Source organism: Actinosynnema sp. NPDC059335 (assembly GCF_042752395.1).
In the GTDB taxonomy this organism is placed as follows: Bacteria; Actinomycetota; Actinomycetes; order Mycobacteriales; family Pseudonocardiaceae; genus Actinosynnema.
In genome coordinates this window covers 54,905-76,890 of record NZ_JBHYXZ010000004.1, presented here as the reverse complement: position 1 = coordinate 76,890, position 21,986 = coordinate 54,905, and the positions used below count along the sequence as shown (strand labels likewise).

Here is a 21,986-nt window from a genome sequence, read left to right as displayed (position 1 = left end):
GAGCGGTTATGAGCCACGCCACTCACGAGGTGACCAACCAGGTGCCGCCGCTGGAGGGGCACGACGTCTCCGCCGACCCGGCGCTGCTGGACGGCCTGCGGCGCGGCGGCGCGGAGTGGGCCGAACCCGAGGTCCGCTCGCTCGGCGTCCTCGCGGGCACGCCGCACGTGCAGGACCTGGGCCGACTGGCCAACGCCCACCCGCCCGTGCTGCACACCCACGACCGGTACGGCCACCGGGTCGACGAGGTCGAGTTCCACCCCGCCTGGCACGAGCTGATGCGCACCGCGGTGTCGAACGGCCTGCACGCCGCGGCCTGGCGGGACGACCGGCCGGGCGCGCACGTCGCCCGCGCCGCCAAGTTCTACGTCTGGAGCCAGGCCGAGGCCGGGCACGGGTGCCCGATCTCGATGACGTACGCGTCCGTGCCCGCGCTGCGCGCCACGCCCGCGTTGGCCGAGCGGTTCGAACCGCTGCTGGCCTCGCGCGAGTACGACTTCGGGCTGCGTGCGCCGGCGACGAAGCGCGGCCTGATCGCGGGCATGTCGATGACGGAGAAGCAGGGCGGCTCGGACGTGCGGGCGAACACCACCCGCGCCGTGCCGCAGGGCGACCACTACGTCCTGACCGGGCACAAGTGGTTCACCTCGGCCCCCATGTCCGATTTGTTCCTCACGCTGGCGCAGGCGCCCGGCGGGTTGTCGTGCTTCGTGCTGCCGCGCGTGCTGCCCGACGGCACCCGCAACGCGATGTTCCTGCAACGGCTCAAGGACAAGCTCGGCAACAAGTCCAACGCCTCCGCGGAGCTGGAGTACGACGGCGCGGTCGGGTGGCTGGTCGGCGAGGAGGGCCGGGGCGTGCGGACCATCATCGAGATGGTCAACATGACCCGGTTGGACTGCGTGCTCGGCTCGGCGGCCGGGATGCGGGCCGGGCTGACCCAGGCCGCGCACCACGCGGCGCACCGCAAGGCGTTCGGCGCGTACCTGATCGACCAGCCGGCGATGCGCAACGTGCTGGCCGACCTGGCGGTGGAGTCGGAGGCGGCGACCACCGTGGCGCTGTGGCTCGCGGGCAACCGCAGCCGGCTCGGGCTCGCGGTGAGCAAGTACTGGGTGTGCAAGCGGGGGCCGGCGCACGCCGCCGAGGCGCTGGAGTGCCTGGGCGGCAACGGTTACATCGAGGACTCCGGGCTGCCGCGGCTGTTCCGCGAGTCGCCGCTGATGTCCATCTGGGAGGGTTCGGGGAACGTGGCGGCGCTGGACGCGTTGCGGGCACTGGGGCGTTCGCCGGAGGCGGTGGAGGAGTTCTTCGGCGAGCTGGACGCGGCACGCGGCGCCGACCGGCGGCTGGACGCGGCGGTCGACGGGATCAAGGACGAGCTGACCGACCTCGCCGACCTCGAGGTGCGGGCGCGGCGGCTGGTGGAGCGGATGGCGTTGGCGTTGCAGGGCGCGTTGCTCGTCCGGCACGGGCACCCGGCGGTGGCCGACGCGTTCTGCGCGTCCCGGCTGTCCGGCGACTGGGGCGTGGCGTTCGGCACGCTGCCGCGCGGCGTCGACTTCGGCGCGATCGTGGAACGGGGGCTGCCGAAGCCGTGAGCGCGGTGCGGGTGGAGCGGTCGGGGCCGGTGTTCACCGTGCTGCTGAACCGGCCGGACGTGCGGAACGCGGTGGACGGCCCGACCGCGCACACGTTGACCGAGGTGTTCCGCGAGTTCGACGACGACCCGGGCGCGGCGGTGGCCGTGCTGCACGGTGAGGGCGGGACGTTCTGCTCGGGGGCGGACCTCAAGGCGCTCGGGTCGGAGCGGGGCAACGACGCGCGGTCGCCGTCCGGGCCGATGGGGCCGACGCGGTTGCGGCTGTCCAAGCCGGTGATCGCGGCGGTGTCGGGGTACGCGGTGGCGGGCGGGTTGGAGCTGGCGCTGTGGTGCGACCTGCGGGTGGCCGACGAGGACGCGGTGTTCGGCGTGTTCTCGCGGCGGTGGGGCGTGCCGCTGATCGACGGCGGGACCGTGCGGCTGCCGCGGTTGATCGGGTTGTCGCGGGCGATGGACCTGGTGCTGACGGGCCGTCCGGTGCGGGCGGTGGAGGCGTTGGACATCGGCCTGGTGAACCGGGTGGTGCCGAGCGGGACGTCCCGTGCGGCGGCGGAGGCGTTGGCGGCGGAGCTGGCGGACTTCCCGCAGCTGGGCCTGCGCCACGACCGCCTGTCGCTGCTGGAGCAGGAGGGCCTGCCGGAACCCGACGCCCTGGCCAACGAACTGTCCCACGGCCTGACCTCGCTGACCGACGTGGACCGACACCTGCGCCGCTTCCACTCGGGCGAAGGCCGCCACGGCCACTTCTAACCCGCGTGTCCTACGTCCGGAACGCGCGTGTCCTACGTTCGCGTACCCCGAGTTGAACGCTCAGGACGGGCGGGCCGTGTTCCGAACGTTCAACTCGGGTGTTCCGGACGTAGGACACGCGCGACGCGAACGTAGGACACGCGGGTTAGTGGAGGCCCAGGTCGCGGGCGATCAGCATCTTCTGGACCTCGCTCGTGCCCTCGCCGATCTCCAGGATCTTGGCGTCGCGGTAGAAGCGGCCCACCGGGTACTCGTTCATGAACCCGTAGCCGCCGAACACCTGCGTCGCGTCACGCGCGTTGTCCATCGCCGCCTCCGACGACACCAGCTTCGCGATCGCCGCCTCACGCTTGAACGGCTCGCCGCGCAGCATCTTCGACGCCGCCTGGTAGTACGCCAACCGCGCGGTGTGCGTGCGCGCCTCCATCTCGGCGATCTTGAACTGGATCGCCTGGTACTCCCCGATCCGGTGGCCGAACGCCTCGCGCTCCTTCGCGTACCGCACGCACTCGTCCACGCACCCCTGCGCCAGCCCCACGCCGAGGGCCGCGATCGCCACCCGACCCTCGTCCAACGTCTGCAGGAACTGCGCGTACCCCCGCCCCCGCTCGCCGAGCAGGTTCCCCAGCGGCACGCGGCAGTCCTGGAACGACAGCTCCCGCGTGTCGGAGGCGTTCCACCCGACCTTGGAGTACTTGCGCGACACCGAGAACCCCGGCGTCCCCGACGGCACGATGATCGCCGAGATCTCCGGCTTGCCGTTCTCCCGCCGCCCGGTCACCGCCGCCACCGTGACCAACCCGGTGATGTCCGTGCCCGAGTTGGTGATGAACGCCTTGGTGCCGTTGATCACCCACTCGTCGCCGTCGACCCGCGCGGTGGTCCGCAGCGCGCCCGCGTCCGACCCGCCGCCCGGCTCGGTCAACCCGAACGCGCCCAGCACCTCGCCCGCGCACAACCGGGGCAGCCACTCCGCCTTCTGCTCGGCCGACCCGAACCGGAACAGCGGCATCGACCCGAGCGAGACCCCCGCCTCCAGCGTGATCGCGACCGACGAGTCCACCCGCGCCAGCTCCTCCAGCGCCAGGCACAACGCGAAGTAGTCGCCGCCCATGCCGCCGTACTCCTCGGGGAACGGCAGCCCGAACAGGCCCATCCGCCCCATCTTGGCGACGATCCCGTACGGGAACTCCTCGCGCTCGTAGAACCCGCCGATGACCGGCGCGACCTCCTCGCGCGCGAACTCCTCGACGGTCTTGCGCAGCGCCTCGTATTCCTCGTCAAGGCGGAAGTCCAACATCGCTCACTCCTGGTGGGGCACGACGACGGCTAGGGGTTGGTCCAGCGCGACCTGTTGGCCGGCCTGGACGTGCACTTCGGCGAGCACCCCGTCCACGGGTGACGTGACGGTGTGCTCCATCTTCATCGCTTCGACCACGAACAACGCCTGGCCGGCGGTCACGTGCTCGCCCTGCCGCGCCCGGGCCACGAGCACCGTGCCGGGCATCGGGCTGGTCACCGGGCCGCCGCTGCCCGCCGCCGACGACGACGCGACCTCGGACGGCAGCGTCTCGGTCAACGCCCACGCGTGCCCGTCCGCGCCGAGCCACAGCACGTTGCCCGCACGGGCCATCGCGTACCGCCGACCGCCGACGACGAGCCACGACCCGTCCACTGACGCGGTGAGCCGCACCGGTTCCCCGCCGTCGACGGACACCTCGTCACCGCGCACGCGGACCTCGACCCCGTCGATCAGCCACCTGGTCCACGCGTGCTCGCCGATCCGCCACCCGCCGGTCCGGTCCCACGGGTCGTCGCCGCGCACCGCGAGCTGCCGCTCCAACGCCGCCGCGGCCAGCACCTCGTCCGGCACCCCGGGCCGCACCAGGGACTCCAGCTTGCGCTCCACCAGCCCGGTGTCCAGCGCGCCCGCCCGCACGTCCGGGTCGGCCAGCAACGCCCGCAGGAACGGGATGTTCGTCGTCACGCCGAGCAGCACCATCCGGCCCAGCGCGGCGTCCAGCCGGCGCAACGCCTCCTCCCGCGTCGCCCCGTGCGCGACCACCTTGGCCAGCATGGGGTCGTAGTCGCTGCCGACGGTCAACCCGACCCGCAGCGCCGAGTCCACCCGCACGTCCTCCGGCTCGTGCAGCGCCAGCACCGTGCCGCCGGTCGGCAGGAACCCCCGCGCCGGGTCCTCCGCGTACACCCGGGCCTCCACGGCGTGCCGCGACAACGTCACGTCGCCGAGCGCGAGCGGTTCACCCGCCGCGACCCGCAACTGCCACTCGACCAGGTCAATCCCGGTCGCCAACTCGGTGACGGGGTGCTCGACCTGGAGCCGGGTGTTCATCTCCATGAAGTAGTAGTCGCCGGACGCGCCGTCCACGATGAACTCCACCGTGCCCGCGCCGACGTACCCCACGGACCGGGCCGCCTCCACCGCCGCCCGGCCCATCGCCTCCCGGGCCTCCGGCGTCAGGAACGGCGAAGGGGCCTCCTCGATGATCTTCTGGTGCCGTCGCTGGAGGCTGCACTCGCGCTCGCCGAGGTGCACCACGCCGCCGTGCGCGTCGGCCAGCACCTGGATCTCGATGTGCCGCGGGTTGCCGACGAACCGCTCGATCAGCAACGCGTCGTCGCCGAACGACCCGAGGGCCTCGCGCCGGGCCGACTCGATCGCGTCCCGCAGCCCGTCGGCCGACGTCACCAGCCGCATGCCCTTGCCGCCACCGCCGGCGGACGGCTTGAGCAGCACCGGGAACCCGATCTCCGCGGCCGCCTCGACCAGGTCGTCGTCGGTCATCCCGACCTCGGTCCGACCGGGCACCACCGGCACGCCGGCCGCCGCGACGGTCAGCTTGGCGCGGATCTTGTCGCCCATCGCCTCGATCGCCTCGGCGGGCGGCCCGATGAACACCAGCCCGGCCTTCTCGCACGCCCGCGCGAACTCCGCGTTCTCGGCCAGGAACCCGTACCCGGGGTGCACGGCCTGCGCGCCGGTCGACCGGGCCGCCTCGACGATCCGCTCGACCGACAGGTAGCTCTCCCGCGCCGACGCGGGCCCGATCCGCACCGCCACGTCCGCCAGCCGCACGTGCAGCGCGTCGACGTCCGCGTCGCTGTAGACCGCGACCGACCGGATGCCGAACCGCCGCAACGCGCGGATCACCCGCACCGCGATCTCGCCGCGGTTGGCCACCAGGACGCTGTCGAACATCTCTCCGCCACCCACGTTCATCACATCCGGAAGACGCCGTAGGACACCGGCTCGATCGGGGCGTTGGCCGCCGCGGACAACGCCAGGCCCAGCACCATGCGCGTGTCGAGCGGGTCGATCACGCCGTCGTCCCACAGCCGCGCCGTCGAGTAGTACGGGTTGCCCTGGTCCTCGTACTGCTGCCGGATCGGGGCCTTGAACGCCTCTTCCTCCTCGGCCGACCACGCGTCGCCGAGCTGGTCGCGCCGCACCGTGGCCAGCACGGAGGCGGCCTGCTCGCCGCCCATCACGGAGATCCGGGCGTTGGGCCACATCCACAGGAACCGGGGCGAGTAGGCCCGGCCGCACATCGAGTAGTTGCCCGCGCCGAACGACCCGCCGATGACCACGGTGAACTTCGGCACCCGCGCGCACGCCACCGCGGTGACCATCTTCGCGCCGTGCTTGGCGATGCCCGCCGCCTCGTACTCGCGGCCCACCATGAACCCGCTGATGTTCTGCAGGAACACCAGCGGCACGCGGCGCTGGTCGCACAGCTGGACGAAGTGCGCGCCCTTCAACGCCGACTCGCCGAACAGCACGCCGTTGTTGGCGACGATGCCGACCGGGTGGCCGTGGATCCGGGCGAACCCGGTGACCAGCGTCGCGCCGTACTCCTTCTTGAACTCGTGGAACCGGCTGCCGTCCACCACGCGGGCGATGACCTCGCGCACGTCGTAGGGCGTGCGGCTGTCGGTCGGCACCACCCCGTACAGCTCGGCGGGGTCGACGGCGGGCTCGACGCTCGGCTCCACCTGCCACGGGCGCGGCGCGCGGGGGCCGAACGTGCTGACGATCGAGCGGACGATCCGCAGCGCATGGGCGTCGTCCTCGGCGAGGTGGTCGGTGACGCCGGACGTGCGGGAGTGCAGCTCGCCGCCGCCCAGCTCCTCGGCCGTGACGACCTCGCCGGTCGCGGCCTTCACCAGCGGCGGACCGCCGAGGAAGATCGTGCCCTGGCCGCGCACGATCACCGCCTCATCCGACATCGCGGGCACGTACGCGCCGCCCGCGGTGCACGAGCCGAGCACGGCGGCGACCTGCGGGATGCCGCGGGCGGACATGGTGGCCTGGTTGAAGAAGATGCGGCCGAAGTGCTCGCGGTCCGGGAACACCTCGTCCTGCCTGGGCAGGAACGCGCCGCCGGAGTCCACCAGGTAGACGCACGGCAGGTTGTTCTGCAGCGCCACCTCCTGCGCGCGCAGGTGCTTCTTCACCGTCATGGGGTAGTACGTGCCGCCCTTGACGGTGGCGTCGTTGGCGACGACCACGACCTCGCGGCCGGAGACGCGGCCGACGCCGGTGATGACGCCGGCGGCCGGCGCCTCGTCGCCGTACATGCCGTTCGCGGCCAGCGGCGAGAGTTCGAGGAACGGCGACCCGGGGTCGAGCAGGGTGTCGACCCGGTCGCGGGGCAGCAGCTTGCCGCGCTCGACGTGCCGGGTGCGCGCCTTCTCCGGACCGCCGAGGGCGGCCTGGCGGAGCTTCTCGCGCAGGTCGTGCACGAGGCGGGTGTGCTCGTCGTGGTAGCGCCGGAAGGCGTCGGCCGACTTGTCGGCCGTGCTGCGCAGGACCGGGGCGTCCATCGGGCTCCTCAGCGGTTAGCCGTCGTTAACCTGAGGAGATGTTAGCGCCTGTTAACGCCCGTCACAAGCAGAAGGGGGCCGCGGGTGCGGCCCCCTTCCGGTGACGTCGCGCGGGGTCAGCCGGTGACGGTGTTGAGCTGCGGCAGGTAGCCGAGGCGCTGGCCGTTGCGGTTGGGGTGGTAGGACTCCTCCACCGGCCAGGACAGGCTGTTCAGCCACCAGTCCGAGGAGCAGATCTCGTGCCCGGTGAACGCCCCGCGCAGGTCGCGGTAGACGAACGACTTCGCGCCCGCCCGGGCGGAGATGACCTGGTGCAGGGTGTCGGCGGCGGAGTTGATCGCGGCGCGCTTGGTGTCGCTCAGGCCGACCGCGCAGCTGCCCGGCACCTTGTAGAGGCGCGGGTAGCCGAGGACGACGACGGTCGCGGACGGCGCGCGGTTGCGGATCTGCGCGTAGACGTTGTCGAGCAGGCCCGGGAGCGTGCCGGTGGCGTACGCCTTGGCCTGCTCGACCCGGTTGACGCACGTCGAGTCGGTGCCGAAGGTGCAGGTGGTGATCACGTCGGTGAAGCCGGCGTCGTTCCCACCGATCGAGATGCTGACCAGGGAGGTGGTCGCGCTCAGGGCGCCGACCTGGTTGGCCAGCACGTCGCCGGTCTTCGCGCCGGAGCAGGCCACGAACTTGAACGACGCGGGCGCGTGCGACGCCGCCCAGAGGGCGGGGTAGCTGTACTGGCTGCGCTTGCAGCTGCCCGAGTCGCTGTAGTACGAGCCGGTGCCCGTGCCGGAGGAGTAGGAGTCGCCGAGCGCGACGTAGTTGGCGGCGGCCGCTTCGGCCGGCACGACGAGCGCCAGCGAGGCGATCAGGGCCAGCGCCGCGCTGGACAGGGTTCGGACAAGGCGCATCGGAGCCTCCCGGAGGGAAACAACGCAGGGTGTGATGCGGAGCACAACAATGGTTACCAGCAAGTAGTCCTATATAAAAAGAGTGGGTCAAGAGTTAACTACGTGTTTCGGGCGCGGCGCGGTGATCGTCGCGTGGCCGGTCGGTTAACGACCGTTTACACGTGCCGGTCCGGTTGTTTAAGATGGGCCCCGTGTCAGCCGAGCCAGCGAAGCAGACCCGCCGGGAGCAGATCCTGGCCGCCGCCGCCGAGCTGTTCGCGCGGCACGGCTTCCACGGCGTGGGCATCGACGACATCGGCGCGGCGGTGGGGATTTCCGGGCCGGCGCTCTACCGGCACTTCCGCAGCAAGGACGCGATGCTCGGCGAGATGTTGACGTCGATCAGCGAGCGGCTGCTGGACGGCGGGCTGAACCGCGTGGCGAGCTCGGGCGACCCGGCGCACGCGCTTCGGGAATTGATCCGGTGGCACGTCGACTTCGCGTTGGACGACCCGGCGTTGATCACCGTGCAGATCCGCAACCTGGCGAACCTGACCGACCCGGACCGGCGGCGGGTGAGAGCGCTCCAGCGGCGTTACGTCGAGGTGTGGGTGGAGACGATCCGCAAGACCTCGCCGGAGGTGGACGAGCCGACCGCGCGTGCGGCGGCGCACGCCGTGTTCGGTCTGATCAACTCGACGCCGCACAGCGCGCACCTGGACCGTGACCAGATGGCCGCGTTGCTGTCGCAGATGGCGTTGGCGTCGCTGTCCGGCGCGCTGCCGGTGTCCTGAGCGTTGAACTCAGGGGTCCTGAACGTAGGACTCTCGGGTCCTCAACGTAGGACTCACGCGTTCTGGAGGTAGGACACGCGCGTTCTGGAGGTAGGACACGCCGGTTGGGTGGCGGGGGTGGGGGCCGCGTCCGTACGCTGGGTGGCCGATGAGCGACTTGGCGGTGAAGACCACCGGGGGGTGGCCGGGGCTCCGGTTGCTCGCCCGCCTGCCCGCCTGGTTCAGGTTCGTGCTGGTGGCGTTGGCCGTGTTCGTGTGCGGGGTGATCGCGTCCCGGCCCGCCGGCGCCACGGACACCACGCCGCTCAGCGGTGACGTCGCCGCCGCCGCCCGCGCGGTCGAGGCGCTGACCCACCCGACCGACGCCGACCCGCTCCGGCTGTTCCCGGCCGACTTCAACCAGGTCACCCACCGCGACCCGAGGGCCGTCACCGCGCCGGACGGCACCACGCGCGCCGTCGACCCCAACGGCGGGTGCTCCGGCCCGGCGGGCGACACCGAGTGGGACTTCGGCACCGGCTGCCGCGCCCACGACCTCGGTTACGACCTGCTGCGCTACGCCGAGCACAAGGGACGCCCGCTCGGCCAGGACGCGCGCAAGGCGCTCGACGCCCGCCTCGCCGCCGACATGCACACCCAGTGCGACCTCAACCCGCGCGGCCACGCCACCCGCTGCCACGCCACCGCCCAGCTCTACGCCGCCGGGCTGGAGTTCAACTCCTGGCGGCAGCGCTGGGGTCCACCCGGCCACGAGCCGGTGCTCGCCTGGGGCTTCGGCAGCGCCGTCGTGGTGTTCCTGCTCCTGGCCCGCCTGCCCCGCCGGCAGCGCCCGGACGGGACGGACGAACCCGACGACGCGCCGCCGCCCCCGCGGGCCGCCGACGACCGCTACGCCACGTTCCTGCGGCTGGGCGCGCTTGCCCTGGTGGTGGTCGGCCAGTCCCTGATCACCGTGCTGCACTGGGCGGGCGTGAGCGCGAACTGGCTGTGGCTCGCCACCTGGGTGCTCCAGGCGGTCCCGATCTTCTACTTCGCGGGCGGGCACGCGAACCTCACCGCCTGGCACGCCGTGCAGGCCGAGCACGGCGGCTACGGCCGCTACCTGGCCCGCCGGATCTCGTGGCTGCTGCGGCCGGTGCTCGCGTTCGTGCTGGCCTGGCTGGTCCTGCCGCTGCCGCTGGAACTGCTCGACGTGGACAAGTCGCGGGTCGAGATGTTCGGCCGGCTGATCGCGCACCCGCTGTGGTTCCTCGGGCTGTACCTGGTCGCGGTCGCCGCCACCCCGGTCATGGCCTGGCTGCACCGCCACGCCCGGCTGGTCACGCCGGTGGCGCTGGTCGCCGCCATGATCGTGGTCGACCTCGCGCGCATCGGCCTGTCCTGGCGCACCGGCGGCTACCTGAACCTGGTGCTCGGCGCGCTGCTGCTCCAGCAGCTCGGGTTCCACTACGCCGACGGCAGCCTGCGCCGCGTCCCGCGCCGGGTGCTCGGCGGCCTCGCGCTCGCCGCCGTGCCCGCGCTGCTGGCGCTGATCACGTTCGGCGGCTACCCGCGGACGATGATGCCGCTGCCCGGCGAGCGGGTCTCGAACCTCAGCCCGCCCACCGTGTGCCTGCTCGTGCTCGGCCTGGCCCAGATATGCCTGGTGTTGCTGCTGCGGCCCCGCGTCACGGCCTGGCTCGCCGGGCGGCGGCAGTGGCGGGTCGTGGAGTTCGCCCGCTCCGCGCCCATGACCGTCTACCTGGGCTACCTGACCGTGCTGGCCGCCGTCGTCGGCCTGCTCGGCCTGCTGGACTCCCCCGGCGCGTTCGACTGGGTGACCACCCGGCCGCGCTGGCTGGCCGTGCTGGTGCTGCTGCTCCTGCCGCTGCTGGCGGTGTTCCACCGCTTCGAGCGCCACGCCGCGCCCAGCCCCTGCCGGACCCGCGAGACGCACCGCACCCGGCTCGCCGTCACGCTCGGCGCGGGGTACGGCGCGCTGGGCGTGCTCGGGTTCGTGGTCACGGGGTTCTCCGGCGCCGCGGGCACCCTGGTGGTGTTCCAGGTGGACCCGTTGCAGAACCTCATCCACCTGCTGCTCGGGTGGTACCTGCTGCACACCGCCCACGCCGGCACGTGCCACGGCCGCCGCCCCTGGCTGCTCACCGCGCTGGCCTGCGTCCCGCCGCTGCTGGCGTTGGAGCCCACCGCCGCGATGGTCGCCCTGCACGCCGGGACGATCGCGGTCGCCCTGCTCGCGGCCATACCGAAGCCGGACCAGGCGCACACCGGCGAACACCGGCAGCCGGCACCCGCGCTCCAGCACCCATAGCGTCGTCCGCCCGTCGTCCACATCGGATCCCGGCACCACAACCGCGACGTGCGCCGCACGCGCCAAGTCGCCGTGGACCTCGACCCCGGCGTGAACGCGGGCGGGTCGCCGCCCGACGTGGCCAGGACCAACAAGCGCGGCCACCCCTGCGATCCCCTTCGGCATGACGCCGAAGTCAAGGGGGACGGCACCTCCGCGACAGGGCGCGGTCTCGCACCGGACGACCACCAGCGACATGTGGTGCGCGACCACGTCGTGCATCTCGCGGGCGATCCGGGCGCGTTCCACCAGGGCCGCCTTCTCGTTCCACTCGGCGTGGAACCGCTGCTCGGCCCGGCCCCGCGCGCCCACCGCGTACCCGAGCAGGAGCACGACCGGCAGCGCGCCCACGGTCGGTGGCAGGTGCTCGTCCCAGCCCTGGGCCAGTGCGACGACGGCCGAGGTCGGCACGCCGACGACCAGCACCACCCGGCCGCGGTGCACCGCGGCGACGGCAAGCAGGACGGGGACGTACCAGAACCACCGCCGGTCGGCGAGCAGCGCGGGTTCGGCTTCCAGCAGCGGCCGCACGACCAGCAGGCCGGCCGTGGCCAGCCGCCAGGCCACCAGCGCGGAGCGCAGCGTCAGCGCGATGCTGCCGCCGACGATGGCGAACAGCAGCGGCCACCAGCCGTCCGGGTCCTCGGCCGCGACGTACGCCTGGCTCACCCCGATCGCGATGACCAGGGCGTAGACCAGCACCGACGCGTCGAGCAGGCGGCGGAGCCGGAAGCCGTCGAAGACCCGCGAGCGGTCGCGGAACAGCACGACCCGGAGCAGGGTGCGGATCACGGCCCCGATGCCAGGCGGCGGCCGGGCGCGGCACATGACCCCCGAGGTCCGTCATATCCCGGTCCCACGTGCCCATACCCGACCCGCGCCGCCCCGGACAAGGCGTTGCGGTGGGCGAACGCCACCGGGTAGGCAATATGCAGAGCTGTGCGCCCCTACTCCGTGTTGGAAGATGGCTGAATGCACCCGCAGCAAGATCCGGATCGCTGGTCGCGCCTCCAGGCCGTGGCCGGCGAGGCCCTGACCGCCGCCAAGGTCGGGGAGGACGCTGTCGCGGTCGACCTGGTCACCGGGTACCTCAGCGGCTCGCCCGAGGGCAACGAGGAGATCCGGGAGCTGGTCCTCCTGCTGTTCTCGGAGTGCAGCGCCATGGTCGCCGCCCTCGGCTCGGGCGGCGCGACCCCGGTGAAGATGCAGGTCTTCGACGAGGACGGCCAGGAGGTGCCGATCGACGACGCCGACCCGCCGGTCCGCACCGCGATCCGCACCCTGCTCGCGGAGGTGCACGGCGACCAGGAGGCGGCGGCCGAGCAGATCGAGATCGCGCTGGCCAACGGGCAGCCGCAGGAACTGGCCACGGTCGTGCTCCAGGCGTTGCGGTGGACGGTGAAGCTCGCCGTGGAGTGCGGGATGCGCGACCTGCCCGTGTCGCCCTGGATCGCCACCGCGTTGGACGAATAGTCCCCCTTCGTCCGGTTCGCCGCACGCTCGTGCCGAGAAAAACCGCAACCGCCCTTGCCTTTTAATTTGGTCTAGACCACTCTCCGAGGTGGGCGCGATTCACCCTGCCGATCCCGCCGAGGAGGACTCCTCATGTCACGACGAACGAGCGCGCTGCTCGCAGCGAGCGCACTCGCCTTCGGTTCACTGGTCGTCGGCCCGGCCGCCGCGCACGCGGCTCCCGGCGTCACCGCGACCTTCGCCAAGACCCAGGACTGGGGCAGCGGTTTCGAGGCCCGGTTCACCGTCGCCAACGGCGGCCCGTCCGCCATCACGTCCTGGCGCGTCGAGTTCGACCTGCCCGCGGGCACCTCGCTCGGGTCGTACTGGGACGCGCTCATCACCCGAACGGGTGATCATTACGTGGCGACGAACCGCGAGTACAACGGCAACGTCGGCGTCGGCGCGTCGACGAGCTTCGGCTTCGTCGGCACGGGCTCCGGCGCGCCGCTCAACTGCACGGTCAACGGTTCGCCCTGCACCGGTGGCGGCGGCGGTGACACGATCGCGCCGAGCGCGCCCGGCTCCCTGCGCGTCACCGGCACCACCAGCAACTCCGTGTCGCTGGCGTGGACGGCGTCCACGGACAACGTCGGCGTGACCGCGTACGACGTGTACCGGGGCGGCGCGGTGGCCACCACGGTCACCGGCACCACGGCCACCGTGACCGGCCTGAACGCCTCCACCGCGTACACCTTCACGGTGCGGGCGCGCGACGCCGCGTCGAATACCTCGGGGCCGTCCAACCAGGTCTCCGCGACCACCCAGCCGGGCACGAACCCGGTCGGCGGGCGCGGCGCGCCGTACCTGTTCCTGGGCTGGGGCAACCCGCCCGCCCCGGCCACGGTGATGAACGCGACCGGCGTCAAGTGGTTCACCATGGCGTTCGTGCTGTCGTCCGGCGGCTGCAACCCCGCGTGGGACGGCAACCGGCCGCTGACCGGAGGCATCGACGCCCAGGCCATCCAGCAGATCCGCGCGGCGGGCGGCGACGTGGTGCCGTCGTTCGGCGGGTGGAGCGGCAACAAGCTCGGCCCGAACTGCTCGACCCCGCAGGCGCTGGCCGGCGCGTACCAGCAGGTCGTCAACGCCTACGGGCTCAAGGCCATCGACATCGACATCGAGAACACCGACGAGTTCGAGAACGCCGCCGTGCAGGACCGGATCCTGGAGGCGCTGAAGATCGTCAAGGCGAACAACCCCGGCATCCAGACGATCGTCACGTTCGGCACCACGACCACCGGCCCGAACTCCTGGGGCAACCGGCTGATCGAGCGCGCGGCGGCGATCGGCGCGAACATCGACGTGTTCACGATCATGCCGTTCGACTTCGGCAGCTCCGACATCCGCACGGACACGATCAACGCCGCCACCGCGTTGAAGAACAAGCTGAAGACCACGTTCGGGTGGTCGGACGCGGAGGCGTTCCGGCACACCGGCATCTCGGGCATGAACGGCCTGTCCGACCAGCGCGAGGTCACGACCCCGCAGACGTGGACGCAGCTGCGCGACTGGGCGAAGTCCAACGGGCTGGGCCGGTTCACGTTCTGGGCGGTCAACCGCGACCGCGGCGGGTGCGACGGCCAGGTGGCGTCCACGTGCAGCGGCGTCCCGCAGGCCGACTGGGAGTTCACCCGCATCACGGCCGGGTTCTAGCCCTCCTCGAGCAGCTCGGAGACCAGCTTCGACACCTGGTCGACCTCGATGAGGAACGCGTCGTGGCCGTAGGGCGAGGTCACCACGCGCAGGTCGCCGGCGCCGGGCACGGCGTCGGCGATCTCGGCCTGCTGGGCCAACGGGTACAGGCGGTCGGAGTCGATGCCGGCCACCACGGTGCGGGCCGTGACGCGGCTCAGCGCGGCCCGCACCCCGCCCCGGTCCCGGCCGACGTCGTGGCTGTTCATCGCCCGGGTCAGGGTGACGTAGCTGGCCGGGTCGAACCGGCGGACCAGCTTGGCCGCGTGGTGGTCGAGGTAGGACTCGACCTGGAACCGGCCGTCCTCGCGCACCTCGCGCCCGAACCGCGCGGCCAGCTCCCGCTCGCTGCGGTAGCTGATGTGGGCGATCCGCCGTGCCACGCCGAGCCCGCCGACCGGGTCCAGCGCGATCGCGTGCAACTGGGCGGAGGCGAGCGCGATGTGCTCGGCCGTGGACGCCGCCGGCGCGGCCAGCACGAGCAGCGCGCGCACCCGGTCCGGCTCGGACACCGCCCACTCCAGCGCCCGCATCCCGCCCATGGAGCCGCCCAGCACGGCGGCCCAGGCGTCCACGCCCAGCGCGTCGGCCAGCAGCACCTCGGCCGCGACCTGGTCGCGGACCGTGATGTCGGGGAACCGCGCGCCCCACGGCTCGCCGTCCGGGGCGGTCGCCCACGGCCCCGTGGTGCCCTGGCAACCGCCCAGCACGTTCGGCGCGACCACGAACCAGCGCTCCGGGTCCAGGGCGCGCCCCGGCCCGACCAGGCCGTCCCACCAGCCCGGCGTCGGGTGGCCGGGACCGGCCGGACCCGCCACGTGGCTGTCGCCGGTCAGCGCGTGCAGCACCAGCACCGCGTTGGAGCGGTCCGCGTTCAGCTCGCCCCAGGTCTCGTAGGCGATCGTCACGGGCAGGCCGGGCAACGCGCCGCGGTACCACTGCCGTCGCCCGTTCGGGTCCCCCTCCCGCCACCCGCCGGCGGCGGGAGGGGTCTCCCCGACAGTGGACCCGGTGCTCCTGGGGGCCGTTCGGCTCACTGCACCGACTTGGCGGCGCGGAAGCCCGCCTCCAGGTCCGCCTTGAGGTCTTCCACGCCCTCGATGCCCACCGACAGCCGCACCAGGCCCGGCGTGACGCCGGAGACCAGCTGCTGCTCCGGGGTGAGCTGGCTGTGCGTGGTGCTGGCCGGGTGCACGATGAGGCTGCGCACGTCGCCGATGTTCACCAGCTGGCTGAACAGCTCCACGCCGTCCACGAAGGCGCGGCCCGCCGCCACGCCGCCGCGCAGCTCGAACGACACCACGCCGCCCGCGCCGCCGGGCAGGTACTTGCGGGCCAAGTCGTGCCACGGGCTCGACGGCAGGCCCGCGTAGTGCACCTTCTCCACCTCGTCGCGCGCCTCCAGCCAGCGGGCCAGCTCCAGCGCGTTGGCCGAGTGCTTGTCGATCCGCAGCGACAGCGTCTCGATGCCCTGCAGGATCAGGAAGCTGGTCAGCGGCGCGATGGCGGCGCCGGTGTCGCGCAGGCCCTGCACCCGCAGCTTCGCCGCGAACGCGCCGTGCCCGAGCACGGGCCAGTACCGCAGGCCGTGGTAGCTCGGGTCCGGCTCGGTGAAGTCCGGGAACTTCGCCGCGTCGGAGTACTCGAACGTGCCGCCGTCCACCACGATCCCGGCGACCGCGGTGCCGTGCCCGCCCAGGTACTTGGTGGCCGAGTGCACCACGATGTCCGCGCCGTGCTCGATCGGCCGCACGAGGTACGGCGTGGGCACGGTGTTGTCCACCACCAGCGGCACGCCGGCCTCGTGCGCCACGTCGGCGACCGCCGAGACGTCCAGCACGTTGCTGCGCGGGTTGGCCAGCGACTCGGCGAAGAACAGCTTGGTGCCGGGCCGCACGGCCGCGCGCCACGCGTCGAGGTCGTCGGGGTCGTCCACGAAGGACACCTCGATGCCGAGCTTGGGCAGCGTGTAGTGGAACAGGTTGTAGGTGCCGCCGTAGAGGGAGGCGCTGGACACCACGTGGTCGCCCGCGCGGGCCAGGTTGAGCACGGTGCCGGTGACCGCGGCCTGCCCGGAGGCGAACGCCACCGCCGCCACGCCGCCCTCCAGCGCGGCGACCCGCTGCTCCAGCACGTCCTGGGTCGGGTTGTTGATGCGGGTGTAGATGTTGCCCGGCTCGGCCAGGCTGAACAGCGCCTCGCCGTGCGCGGTGTCGCGGAACACGAACGACGTGGTCTGGTAGATCGGCGTGGCACGCGCGCCGGTCGCCGGGTCGGGCGCGGCGCCGGAGTGGACCTGCTTGGTGTCGAAGGACCAGGACATGCTGGAGGCTCCTGTCTAGCCGGGGTGGAGAGGTGATCGGGCACGCCGAGGGGGACCGGGCGCGCGCGGTGTGCCGGGGTGGATCAGCCGAGCCGACAGGCCATGCTGGTGACGCGCACGTAGTCCACGTGCCGACGTGCCACGAGCGGGATCATGGCGCTGACCGTAGCCCTGCGTGACGGTCGGCGACAGGGCGTCCAGCACGTGGGACGCCTAGGGTCGGGGGCATGCGCACCGCACTGATCGGCTACGGGCTCGGCGGAGCCGCGTTCCACGCCCCGTTCCTGTCCACCACGCCCGGCCTGACCCTGTCCGCCGTCGTCACCGGCAACCCCGAGCGGCGCGCCGAGGTGGCGGCCCGCTACCCCGGCGTCGGGCTGATCGCGTCGGTGGACGAGCTGTGGCGGCGGGCGGACGAGTTCGACCTGGTCGTGGTGACCACCCCGAACCGGTACCACGCCGAGCACGCCCGGACCGCGCTGGAGCACGGGCTGAACGCCGTGGTCGACAAGCCGTTCGCGCCGTCGGCCGCGGCGGCGCGGGAGCTGGCCGACCTGGCCACCGCGCGCGGGCTGCTGCTCGCGCCGTTCCACAACCGGCGCTGGGACGGCGACTTCCGCACGGTGGCGCGGCTGGTCGGCGAGGGCGCGCTGGGCCGGGTGCACCGGTTCGAGTCGCGGTTCGAGCGGTGGCGGCCGGAGGTGAAGGACGGCTGGAAGGAGTCCGGCGACCCGGCCGACCTGGGCAGCGTCGTGTTCGACCTCGGCACCCACCTGGTGGACCAGGCGGTGGCGTTGTTCGGCCGGCCGACGGGCGTGTACGCGGAGGTGCGGACGCTGCGGCCGGGGGCGCGGGCGCACGACGACGCGTTCCTCGCGCTGACCCACCCGTCGGGCGCGGTGTCGCACCTGTGGGCCTCGGCGCTGGCCGCCGCGCCGGGACCGCGGTTCCGGGTGCTGGGCGACCGGTCGGCGTACGTGAAGCACGGGATGGACCCGCAGGAGGAGGCGTTGAAGGCGGGCGCGACGCCCGGCGGCGAGGGGTGGGGCGAGGACCCGGTGGCGCAGTGGGGGCTGCTCGGTTCCGAGCCCGTGCGCACCGAGCCGGGGTCCTATCAGGACTTCTACGCCGCCGTCGCGGCCGGCCAGGCGCCCGTGCCGGTGGCCGACGCGGTCACCGGGCTGGAGGTCGTGGAGGCCGCCTTCGAGTCGGCGCGGACCGGAACCGTGATCCCGCTCGACTGAGCTGCCGGGCCGCCCCGCGCGTGTCCACGTGTTGGGACGCCGTCCGGTGCGCCATCAGCCGCCCGTGACGCCGACGACCGGTCACCGGGCCCCGGCGTCGCGGCGCACCGTCTCGCCGATCGCCAGCAGGGACAGGGCGCTGACCAGCGCGCCCACGATCAGGTACAGCGAGATCGGCCACGAGTCGTGCGTCGGCGTGACGCCGAGCAGCCACGTCGCGACGACCGGCGAGAGCCCGCCGCCCAGCACCGCGCCCAGCTGGTAGCTCAACGACACGCCGCTGTACCGCACCCGCGTGCCGAACAGCTCGGCGTAGTAGGCGGGCATCGGGCCGAACACCGCCGCGGAGCCGGCGAACGCGACCACCATCGCGAGCACCACCAGGCCCGGCGACCGGGTTTCCAGCAACCAGAACAACGGGAACGCGAACACGCCGAGGAACGCCGCGCCGCCGAGCATCACGGGCAGCCTGCCGACCCGGTCGGACAGCCGCGCGAACACCAGGATCGCCACCGCCTGCGCGGCCGCGCCGACCAGCCCGGCGTTCAACAGGGTGCTCCGCGCCATCCCGAGCTGCCGCGTGCCGTACGACACCGCGAACGTGGCCACCACGAAGATGAACATGGTGAACCCGAGGTTCACGCCCGCGCCCAGCAGCACCCGCCGCCACGACCGCCGCAGCACCACGGCCACCGGCAGCCGCACCGCGCCCGCCGACTCGCGCGCCGCGCGGAACGCCGGGCTCTCCTCGACCGACAGCCGCACGTACAGCCCGACGCCCACCAGCACCAAACTGAACAGGAACGGCACCCGCCAGCCCCAGACGAGGAACGCGTCGCCCGACACCGCCGTGGACGCCGCCATCACCCCGTTGGCCAGCAGCAGCCCGACCGGCGACCCGAGGAACGTCCAACTGCCGTACCAGCCGGTGCGCCCGGCCGGCGCGTGCTCGACCGCCATCAACGTCGCGCCGCCCTGCTCGCCGCCGAGGAAGAACCCCTGGACCACGCGCAGCAGCACGAGCGCCAACGGCGCGGCCAACCCGATGGACCCGTACGTGGGCAACAGCCCGATGGCGGCCGTGCAGAGGCCGGTCGCGGTCAGCGTGAGCACCAGCATCGACCGCCGCCCGACGCGGTCGCCGAAGTGGCCGATGACCACCCCGCCCAGCGGCCGGGCCAAAAACCCCGCGCCGAACGTGGCGAACGCCAGCAGCGTGCCGATGCGCGGGTCGAAGGACGGGAAGAACAGCTTGTCGAACACCAGCGCCGACGCGGTGCCGTAGAGCAGGAAGTCGTACAGCTCCACCGCGTTCCCCGCCGAACTGGCCAGCGCCACCCTGCGCACCTCGGAAGCCATTCACCCACCCTGGCGTGCGCCGCCGGACGTCGATCACGACCGTGAGCCACGTCACACCACGCGACTTCGCCCGTCCGGGCCGCCGGCGGGTGTCCGGAGCCCCGCTCGGGGGTCGTTCGCGGAAACCACACGATCCGGTGAGTTCCCTGGAGCCCGGGGTGTCGGGCGGTCAACCTGAGGGCATGGCACCACTTCCGTTGATCGCGGCGATCGCCGCCATCGTGCCCACGTTCACCACGCCGGAGTCGAGCTTCGTGCTCAGCGTGCAGCGGGCGCAGTCCTACCAGTTCACCCAACTCACGTGCGAGCCCGCGGGCGGCCTGCACCCCAGAGCCGAAGAGGTCTGCCTGGCACTGTCCGGTGTGGACGGTCGGTTGGAGGGGCTGTCGACCGGGGATGCGATGTGCACCTTGGAGTACGCGCCGGTGAAGGTCCGGGCGTCCGGCACCTGGCGCGGCGAGTCCCGCACGTTCGAGGCCGAGTTCCCGAACTCGTGCGTGATGCAGGCGCAGACCGGACCCGTGTTCGACTTCTGACGCCCGCGGGCCGAACACCCGTGGAGGGCCCGCGACACCGCCGCCGAAGTCGTGGCCCTCCACGGGGTTGACGAAGGTCCTCGGACCTCTCCTCGGACCGTAGGGAGTGCGGCACTCCACCGTCAACAGTCTTCACATGCGTGAAATGGGGCGGCAAAACGGGCCTGCCCAGACCATTACCGGGCGACACCGCCCCTGGGCCATCCGAGTGATCGGAGGACTCGCGTTCCGCTCATCGGCTGACACGTTGCGCGGGGTTGACGCGTTCGGTTTGCGCTGCAAACCTGACTGGGTGGCAGACCTGCTGGGCGACCTCGCCGACCTGCGCCGCCGCGCGCGGGCGGACCGGCACGCCTACCCGTTCCCGCTGCTGTTCTTCGGGATCGCGTCGTTCCTGTCCGTGCCGCTGTACGCGCCGGCCGGGCCGTCGCCCCGCCTGCTGCCGCCGTCGGAGCACCCGTTGGCGGTGCTCGGCGCGCACCCCGGCGTGCGCCACCCGGCGCCGCTCGGGCTGTACTGGTTGACCGTGCTGGTGGTCGGCGGCCTGGCCACGGTGTGGTGGTACCGCAGGCGGGGCGCGCGGGTGGGCATCGAGACGTCCACCCGGGGCTACCTCGCGGCGTTGGCGATCGGGCTGAGCGGCCCGGCCGTCGCCCTGGTGCTCGGGTTCGCGGCGTCGTTGCCGGCGTTCGGCGGCGCGGTGTCCCGGTTCGGCACGGCGGTGGGCCTGATCCTGCTGGCGGCGGCGACCGTGCTGTGGCGTCGGCGGGCGCCCCGCGCGCTGACGGCGACGGCGGCGGCGCTGGGCACGGCCGTGCTCCAGTACGACCAGGGCGTGGTGGGGCAGTTCATCGCGATCGGGCTGGGCCTGGTCGTGCTGGCGGGCGTGGAGCGCAGCGTCCGGTTCACCACGACCACCGCGGCCTACCTGGTCGCGCTGTGCCTGTCGGCCTCGATCACGCCGCTCGCCGTCACGCCGGCGACCACGTGGTCGATGGCCGCTGTGGTCGTGCTGCCCGGCTTCGTGCTGGTGGTCGGCGGTCTGGTGGGATTGCGGCGTGGCTGACCACCCGACCGCGGCGCTGGACGACGTGGTGCACCAGCGGCACCGGCTGGGCGTGCTGACCGTGGCGGCGGAGGCGAAGCGGGTCGAGTTCGGCTACCTGCGGTCCACCCTCGACGTGACGGCGGGCAACCTGTCGCGGCACATCGCGGTGCTGGAGCAGGCCGGGCTGGTCGCGGTGGAGAAGGGGTACGACGGCAAGCGGCCCCGGACGTGGGTGAGCGTGACGGAGGCGGGGCGGGCCGCGCTGGCGGCGGAGATGGCGGCGCTGCGGGCGCTGGTCGAGCGGCACGTAGCCTCGCAGCCATGAGCATCCACGACATCCCGCTGCGCACGCTGTCCGGTGAGGCGTCGAGCCTCGGCGAGTGGGCGGGCAAGGCGTTGCTGGTGGTGAACGTCGCGTCCCGGTGCGGCCTGACGCCGCAGTACCGGGGGCTGGAGCGGCTCCAGGAGCGGTACGCGGCGCAGGGCTTCTCGGTGGTCGGGTTCCCGTGCAACCAGTTCGCCGGGCAGGAGCCGGGCACGGCGGAGGAGATCGCGACGTTCTGCTCCACCACGTACGGCGTGACGTTCCCGCTGTTCGAGAAGATCGAGGTGAACGGGCCGTCGCGGCACCCGCTGTACGAGCGGCTGACGGCGGTCGCGGACGCCGACGGCGCGGCGGGCGACGTGCAGTGGAACTTCGAGAAGTTCCTGGTCGCCCCGTCGGGCGAGGTGGTGGCCCGCTTCCGGCCGACGACGGAGCCGGAGGACGAGGCGGTGGTGAAGGCGATCGAGTCCGTGCTGCCCTGACGGCCGGCTCCCCCTGACCGCAGGACCACCTCGAGCGCCGGGGTCGCGCGCGTGGCCGGGATCGCTCCTCTGGCCGAGGTCGCACGTAGCCGGAGCCGCGCGTGGCGGAAGCCGTGCACGTAGCCGGGATCGCGCGCGTGGCCGGGGGGGGGGCCCCCCCCGGGGGCGGCCCCCCCCGCGGGCGGCGCCCCGAGGGAGTCGCTCACGGGCCCCCCCCACGCGGGGGGGTGTGTGTG

Annotated in this window: 18 protein-coding genes; 11 read left to right on the top strand and 7 right to left on the bottom strand. The window is 72.9% G+C overall.

Annotated features, from left to right (window positions below; translation table 11 throughout):
- The first annotated feature begins 8 nt into the window (after nt 1-8).
- Both ACFXGA_RS02190 and ACFXGA_RS02185 read left to right on the top strand, forming a co-directional pair.
- Entirely contained in the window at nt 9-1,601 is a 1,593-nt protein-coding gene (locus tag ACFXGA_RS02190; protein WP_378083513.1) for an acyl-CoA dehydrogenase family protein, read from the top strand.
- Nucleotides 1,598-2,353, top strand: coding sequence for a crotonase/enoyl-CoA hydratase family protein (locus tag ACFXGA_RS02185; RefSeq protein ID WP_378083512.1), 756 nt, complete (start codon nt 1,598-1,600; stop codon nt 2,351-2,353). The genes ACFXGA_RS02190 and ACFXGA_RS02185 overlap by 4 nt, the downstream gene beginning before the upstream one ends.
- Nucleotides 2,354-2,498: 145 nt before the next feature.
- Here ACFXGA_RS02185 and ACFXGA_RS02180 read toward each other — a convergent pair whose 3' ends face one another.
- The 4 genes from ACFXGA_RS02180 to ACFXGA_RS02165 all read right to left on the bottom strand — a co-directional run bounded on the left by ACFXGA_RS02180 (nt 2,499) and on the right by ACFXGA_RS02165 (nt 8,103).
- Nucleotides 2,499-3,653, bottom strand: coding sequence for an acyl-CoA dehydrogenase family protein (locus ACFXGA_RS02180; protein WP_378083510.1), 1,155 nt, complete (start codon nt 3,651-3,653; stop codon nt 2,499-2,501).
- 3 nt (nt 3,654-3,656) lie between these two features.
- Entirely contained in the window at nt 3,657-5,573 is a 1,917-nt protein-coding gene (locus ACFXGA_RS02175) for an acetyl/propionyl/methylcrotonyl-CoA carboxylase subunit alpha (RefSeq protein WP_378083509.1), read from the bottom strand.
- Nucleotides 5,574-5,593: 20 nt separating this feature from the next.
- Nucleotides 5,594-7,198 carry a carboxyl transferase domain-containing protein gene (locus ACFXGA_RS02170; protein ID WP_378083507.1) on the bottom strand — a complete coding sequence of 535 codons (1,605 nt, stop codon included), beginning with the start codon at nt 7,196-7,198 and terminating at the stop codon, nt 5,594-5,596.
- Nucleotides 7,199-7,314: 116 nt separating this feature from the next.
- A complete protein-coding gene (locus ACFXGA_RS02165) occupies nt 7,315-8,103 on the bottom strand; it encodes an SGNH/GDSL hydrolase family protein (RefSeq protein ID WP_378083506.1) in 789 nt (262 codons plus the stop codon).
- Nucleotides 8,104-8,294: 191 nt separating this feature from the next.
- On the opposite strand from ACFXGA_RS02165, the gene ACFXGA_RS02160 reads away from it, so the two are divergent.
- The 4 genes from ACFXGA_RS02160 (at nt 8,295) to ACFXGA_RS02145 (ending at nt 14,394) form a co-directional block, all read left to right on the top strand.
- Nucleotides 8,295-8,876 (top strand): TetR/AcrR family transcriptional regulator, encoded by a 582-nt coding sequence (locus tag ACFXGA_RS02160; protein ID WP_378083505.1) that lies wholly within the window; start codon nt 8,295-8,297, stop codon nt 8,874-8,876.
- Nucleotides 8,877-9,024: 148 nt separating this feature from the next.
- A complete protein-coding gene (locus tag ACFXGA_RS02155) occupies nt 9,025-11,187 on the top strand; it encodes a phospholipase A2 (RefSeq protein ID WP_378083503.1) in 2,163 nt (720 codons plus the stop codon).
- Between the two features lie 1,011 nt (nt 11,188-12,198).
- Entirely contained in the window at nt 12,199-12,699 is a 501-nt protein-coding gene (locus ACFXGA_RS02150; protein WP_378083501.1) for a hypothetical protein, read from the top strand.
- 132 nt (nt 12,700-12,831) lie between these two features.
- Nucleotides 12,832-14,394 carry a cellulose binding domain-containing protein gene (locus ACFXGA_RS02145; protein WP_378083498.1) on the top strand — a complete coding sequence of 521 codons (1,563 nt, stop codon included), beginning with the start codon at nt 12,832-12,834 and terminating at the stop codon, nt 14,392-14,394.
- On the opposite strand, the gene ACFXGA_RS02140 is transcribed toward ACFXGA_RS02145, so the two are convergent.
- Complete coding sequence (locus ACFXGA_RS02140; protein WP_378083496.1) at nt 14,391-15,470, bottom strand: homoserine O-acetyltransferase; 1,080 nt, start codon at nt 15,468-15,470, stop codon at nt 14,391-14,393. The genes ACFXGA_RS02145 and ACFXGA_RS02140 overlap by 4 nt on opposite strands.
- Nucleotides 15,467-16,756, bottom strand: coding sequence for a bifunctional o-acetylhomoserine/o-acetylserine sulfhydrylase (locus ACFXGA_RS02135; RefSeq protein WP_378083495.1), 1,290 nt, complete (start codon nt 16,754-16,756; stop codon nt 15,467-15,469). Before ACFXGA_RS02135 ends, ACFXGA_RS02140 begins: the two co-directional genes overlap by 4 nt.
- Nucleotides 16,757-16,983: 227 nt before the next feature.
- On the opposite strand from ACFXGA_RS02135, the gene ACFXGA_RS02130 reads away from it, so the two are divergent.
- Nucleotides 16,984-18,000: a Gfo/Idh/MocA family oxidoreductase gene (locus ACFXGA_RS02130; protein WP_378083493.1), complete on the top strand. Its 1,017-nt coding sequence runs from the start codon at nt 16,984-16,986 to the stop codon at nt 17,998-18,000.
- An 81-nt stretch (nt 18,001-18,081) separates the two neighbouring features.
- Here ACFXGA_RS02130 and ACFXGA_RS02125 read toward each other — a convergent pair whose 3' ends face one another.
- Nucleotides 18,082-19,359: an MFS transporter gene (locus ACFXGA_RS02125; protein ID WP_378083492.1), complete on the bottom strand. Its 1,278-nt coding sequence runs from the start codon at nt 19,357-19,359 to the stop codon at nt 18,082-18,084.
- A gap of 182 nt (nt 19,360-19,541) precedes the next feature.
- Here ACFXGA_RS02125 and ACFXGA_RS02120 point away from each other — a divergent pair, with 182 nt between their 5' ends.
- The 4 genes from ACFXGA_RS02120 (at nt 19,542) to ACFXGA_RS02105 (ending at nt 21,750) form a co-directional block, all read left to right on the top strand.
- Nucleotides 19,542-19,895, top strand: a complete 354-nt coding sequence (locus ACFXGA_RS02120; RefSeq protein ID WP_378083490.1) for an SSI family serine proteinase inhibitor — start codon at nt 19,542-19,544, stop codon at nt 19,893-19,895.
- Between the two features lie 292 nt (nt 19,896-20,187).
- Nucleotides 20,188-20,961, top strand: a complete 774-nt coding sequence (locus tag ACFXGA_RS02115) for a hypothetical protein (protein WP_378083489.1) — start codon at nt 20,188-20,190, stop codon at nt 20,959-20,961.
- Nucleotides 20,954-21,268, top strand: coding sequence for a transcriptional regulator (locus tag ACFXGA_RS02110; protein WP_378083488.1), 315 nt, complete (start codon nt 20,954-20,956; stop codon nt 21,266-21,268). The genes ACFXGA_RS02115 and ACFXGA_RS02110 overlap by 8 nt, the downstream gene beginning before the upstream one ends.
- Entirely contained in the window at nt 21,265-21,750 is a 486-nt protein-coding gene (locus tag ACFXGA_RS02105) for a glutathione peroxidase (RefSeq protein ID WP_378083486.1), read from the top strand. The genes ACFXGA_RS02110 and ACFXGA_RS02105 overlap by 4 nt, the downstream gene beginning before the upstream one ends.
- Nucleotides 21,751-21,986: the final 236 nt, after the last annotated feature.

What these genes read in the sequence shown, in the direction of transcription:
- ACFXGA_RS02165 (WP_378083506.1), bottom strand. Translation starts at nt 8,103, where the DNA reads ATGCGCCTTGTCCGAACCCTGTCCAGCGCGGCGCTGGCCCTGATCGCC.
- ACFXGA_RS02145 (WP_378083498.1), top strand. Translation starts at nt 12,832, where the DNA reads ATGTCACGACGAACGAGCGCGCTGCTCGCAGCGAGCGCACTCGCCTTC.
- ACFXGA_RS02175 (WP_378083509.1), bottom strand. Translation starts at nt 5,573, where the DNA reads ATGTTCGACAGCGTCCTGGTGGCCAACCGCGGCGAGATCGCGGTGCGG.
- ACFXGA_RS02170 (WP_378083507.1), bottom strand. Translation starts at nt 7,198, where the DNA reads ATGGACGCCCCGGTCCTGCGCAGCACGGCCGACAAGTCGGCCGACGCC.
- ACFXGA_RS02150 (WP_378083501.1), top strand. Translation starts at nt 12,199, where the DNA reads ATGCACCCGCAGCAAGATCCGGATCGCTGGTCGCGCCTCCAGGCCGTG.
- ACFXGA_RS02130 (WP_378083493.1), top strand. Translation starts at nt 16,984, where the DNA reads ATGCGCACCGCACTGATCGGCTACGGGCTCGGCGGAGCCGCGTTCCAC.
- ACFXGA_RS02125 (WP_378083492.1), bottom strand. Translation starts at nt 19,359, where the DNA reads ATGGCTTCCGAGGTGCGCAGGGTGGCGCTGGCCAGTTCGGCGGGGAAC.
- ACFXGA_RS02155 (WP_378083503.1), top strand. Translation starts at nt 9,025, where the DNA reads ATGAGCGACTTGGCGGTGAAGACCACCGGGGGGTGGCCGGGGCTCCGG.
- ACFXGA_RS02135 (WP_378083495.1), bottom strand. Translation starts at nt 16,756, where the DNA reads ATGTCCTGGTCCTTCGACACCAAGCAGGTCCACTCCGGCGCCGCGCCC.
- ACFXGA_RS02180 (WP_378083510.1), bottom strand. Translation starts at nt 3,653, where the DNA reads ATGTTGGACTTCCGCCTTGACGAGGAATACGAGGCGCTGCGCAAGACC.
- ACFXGA_RS02120 (WP_378083490.1), top strand. Translation starts at nt 19,542, where the DNA reads ATGGCACCACTTCCGTTGATCGCGGCGATCGCCGCCATCGTGCCCACG.
- ACFXGA_RS02190 (WP_378083513.1), top strand. Translation starts at nt 9, where the DNA reads ATGAGCCACGCCACTCACGAGGTGACCAACCAGGTGCCGCCGCTGGAG.
- ACFXGA_RS02105 (WP_378083486.1), top strand. Translation starts at nt 21,265, where the DNA reads ATGAGCATCCACGACATCCCGCTGCGCACGCTGTCCGGTGAGGCGTCG.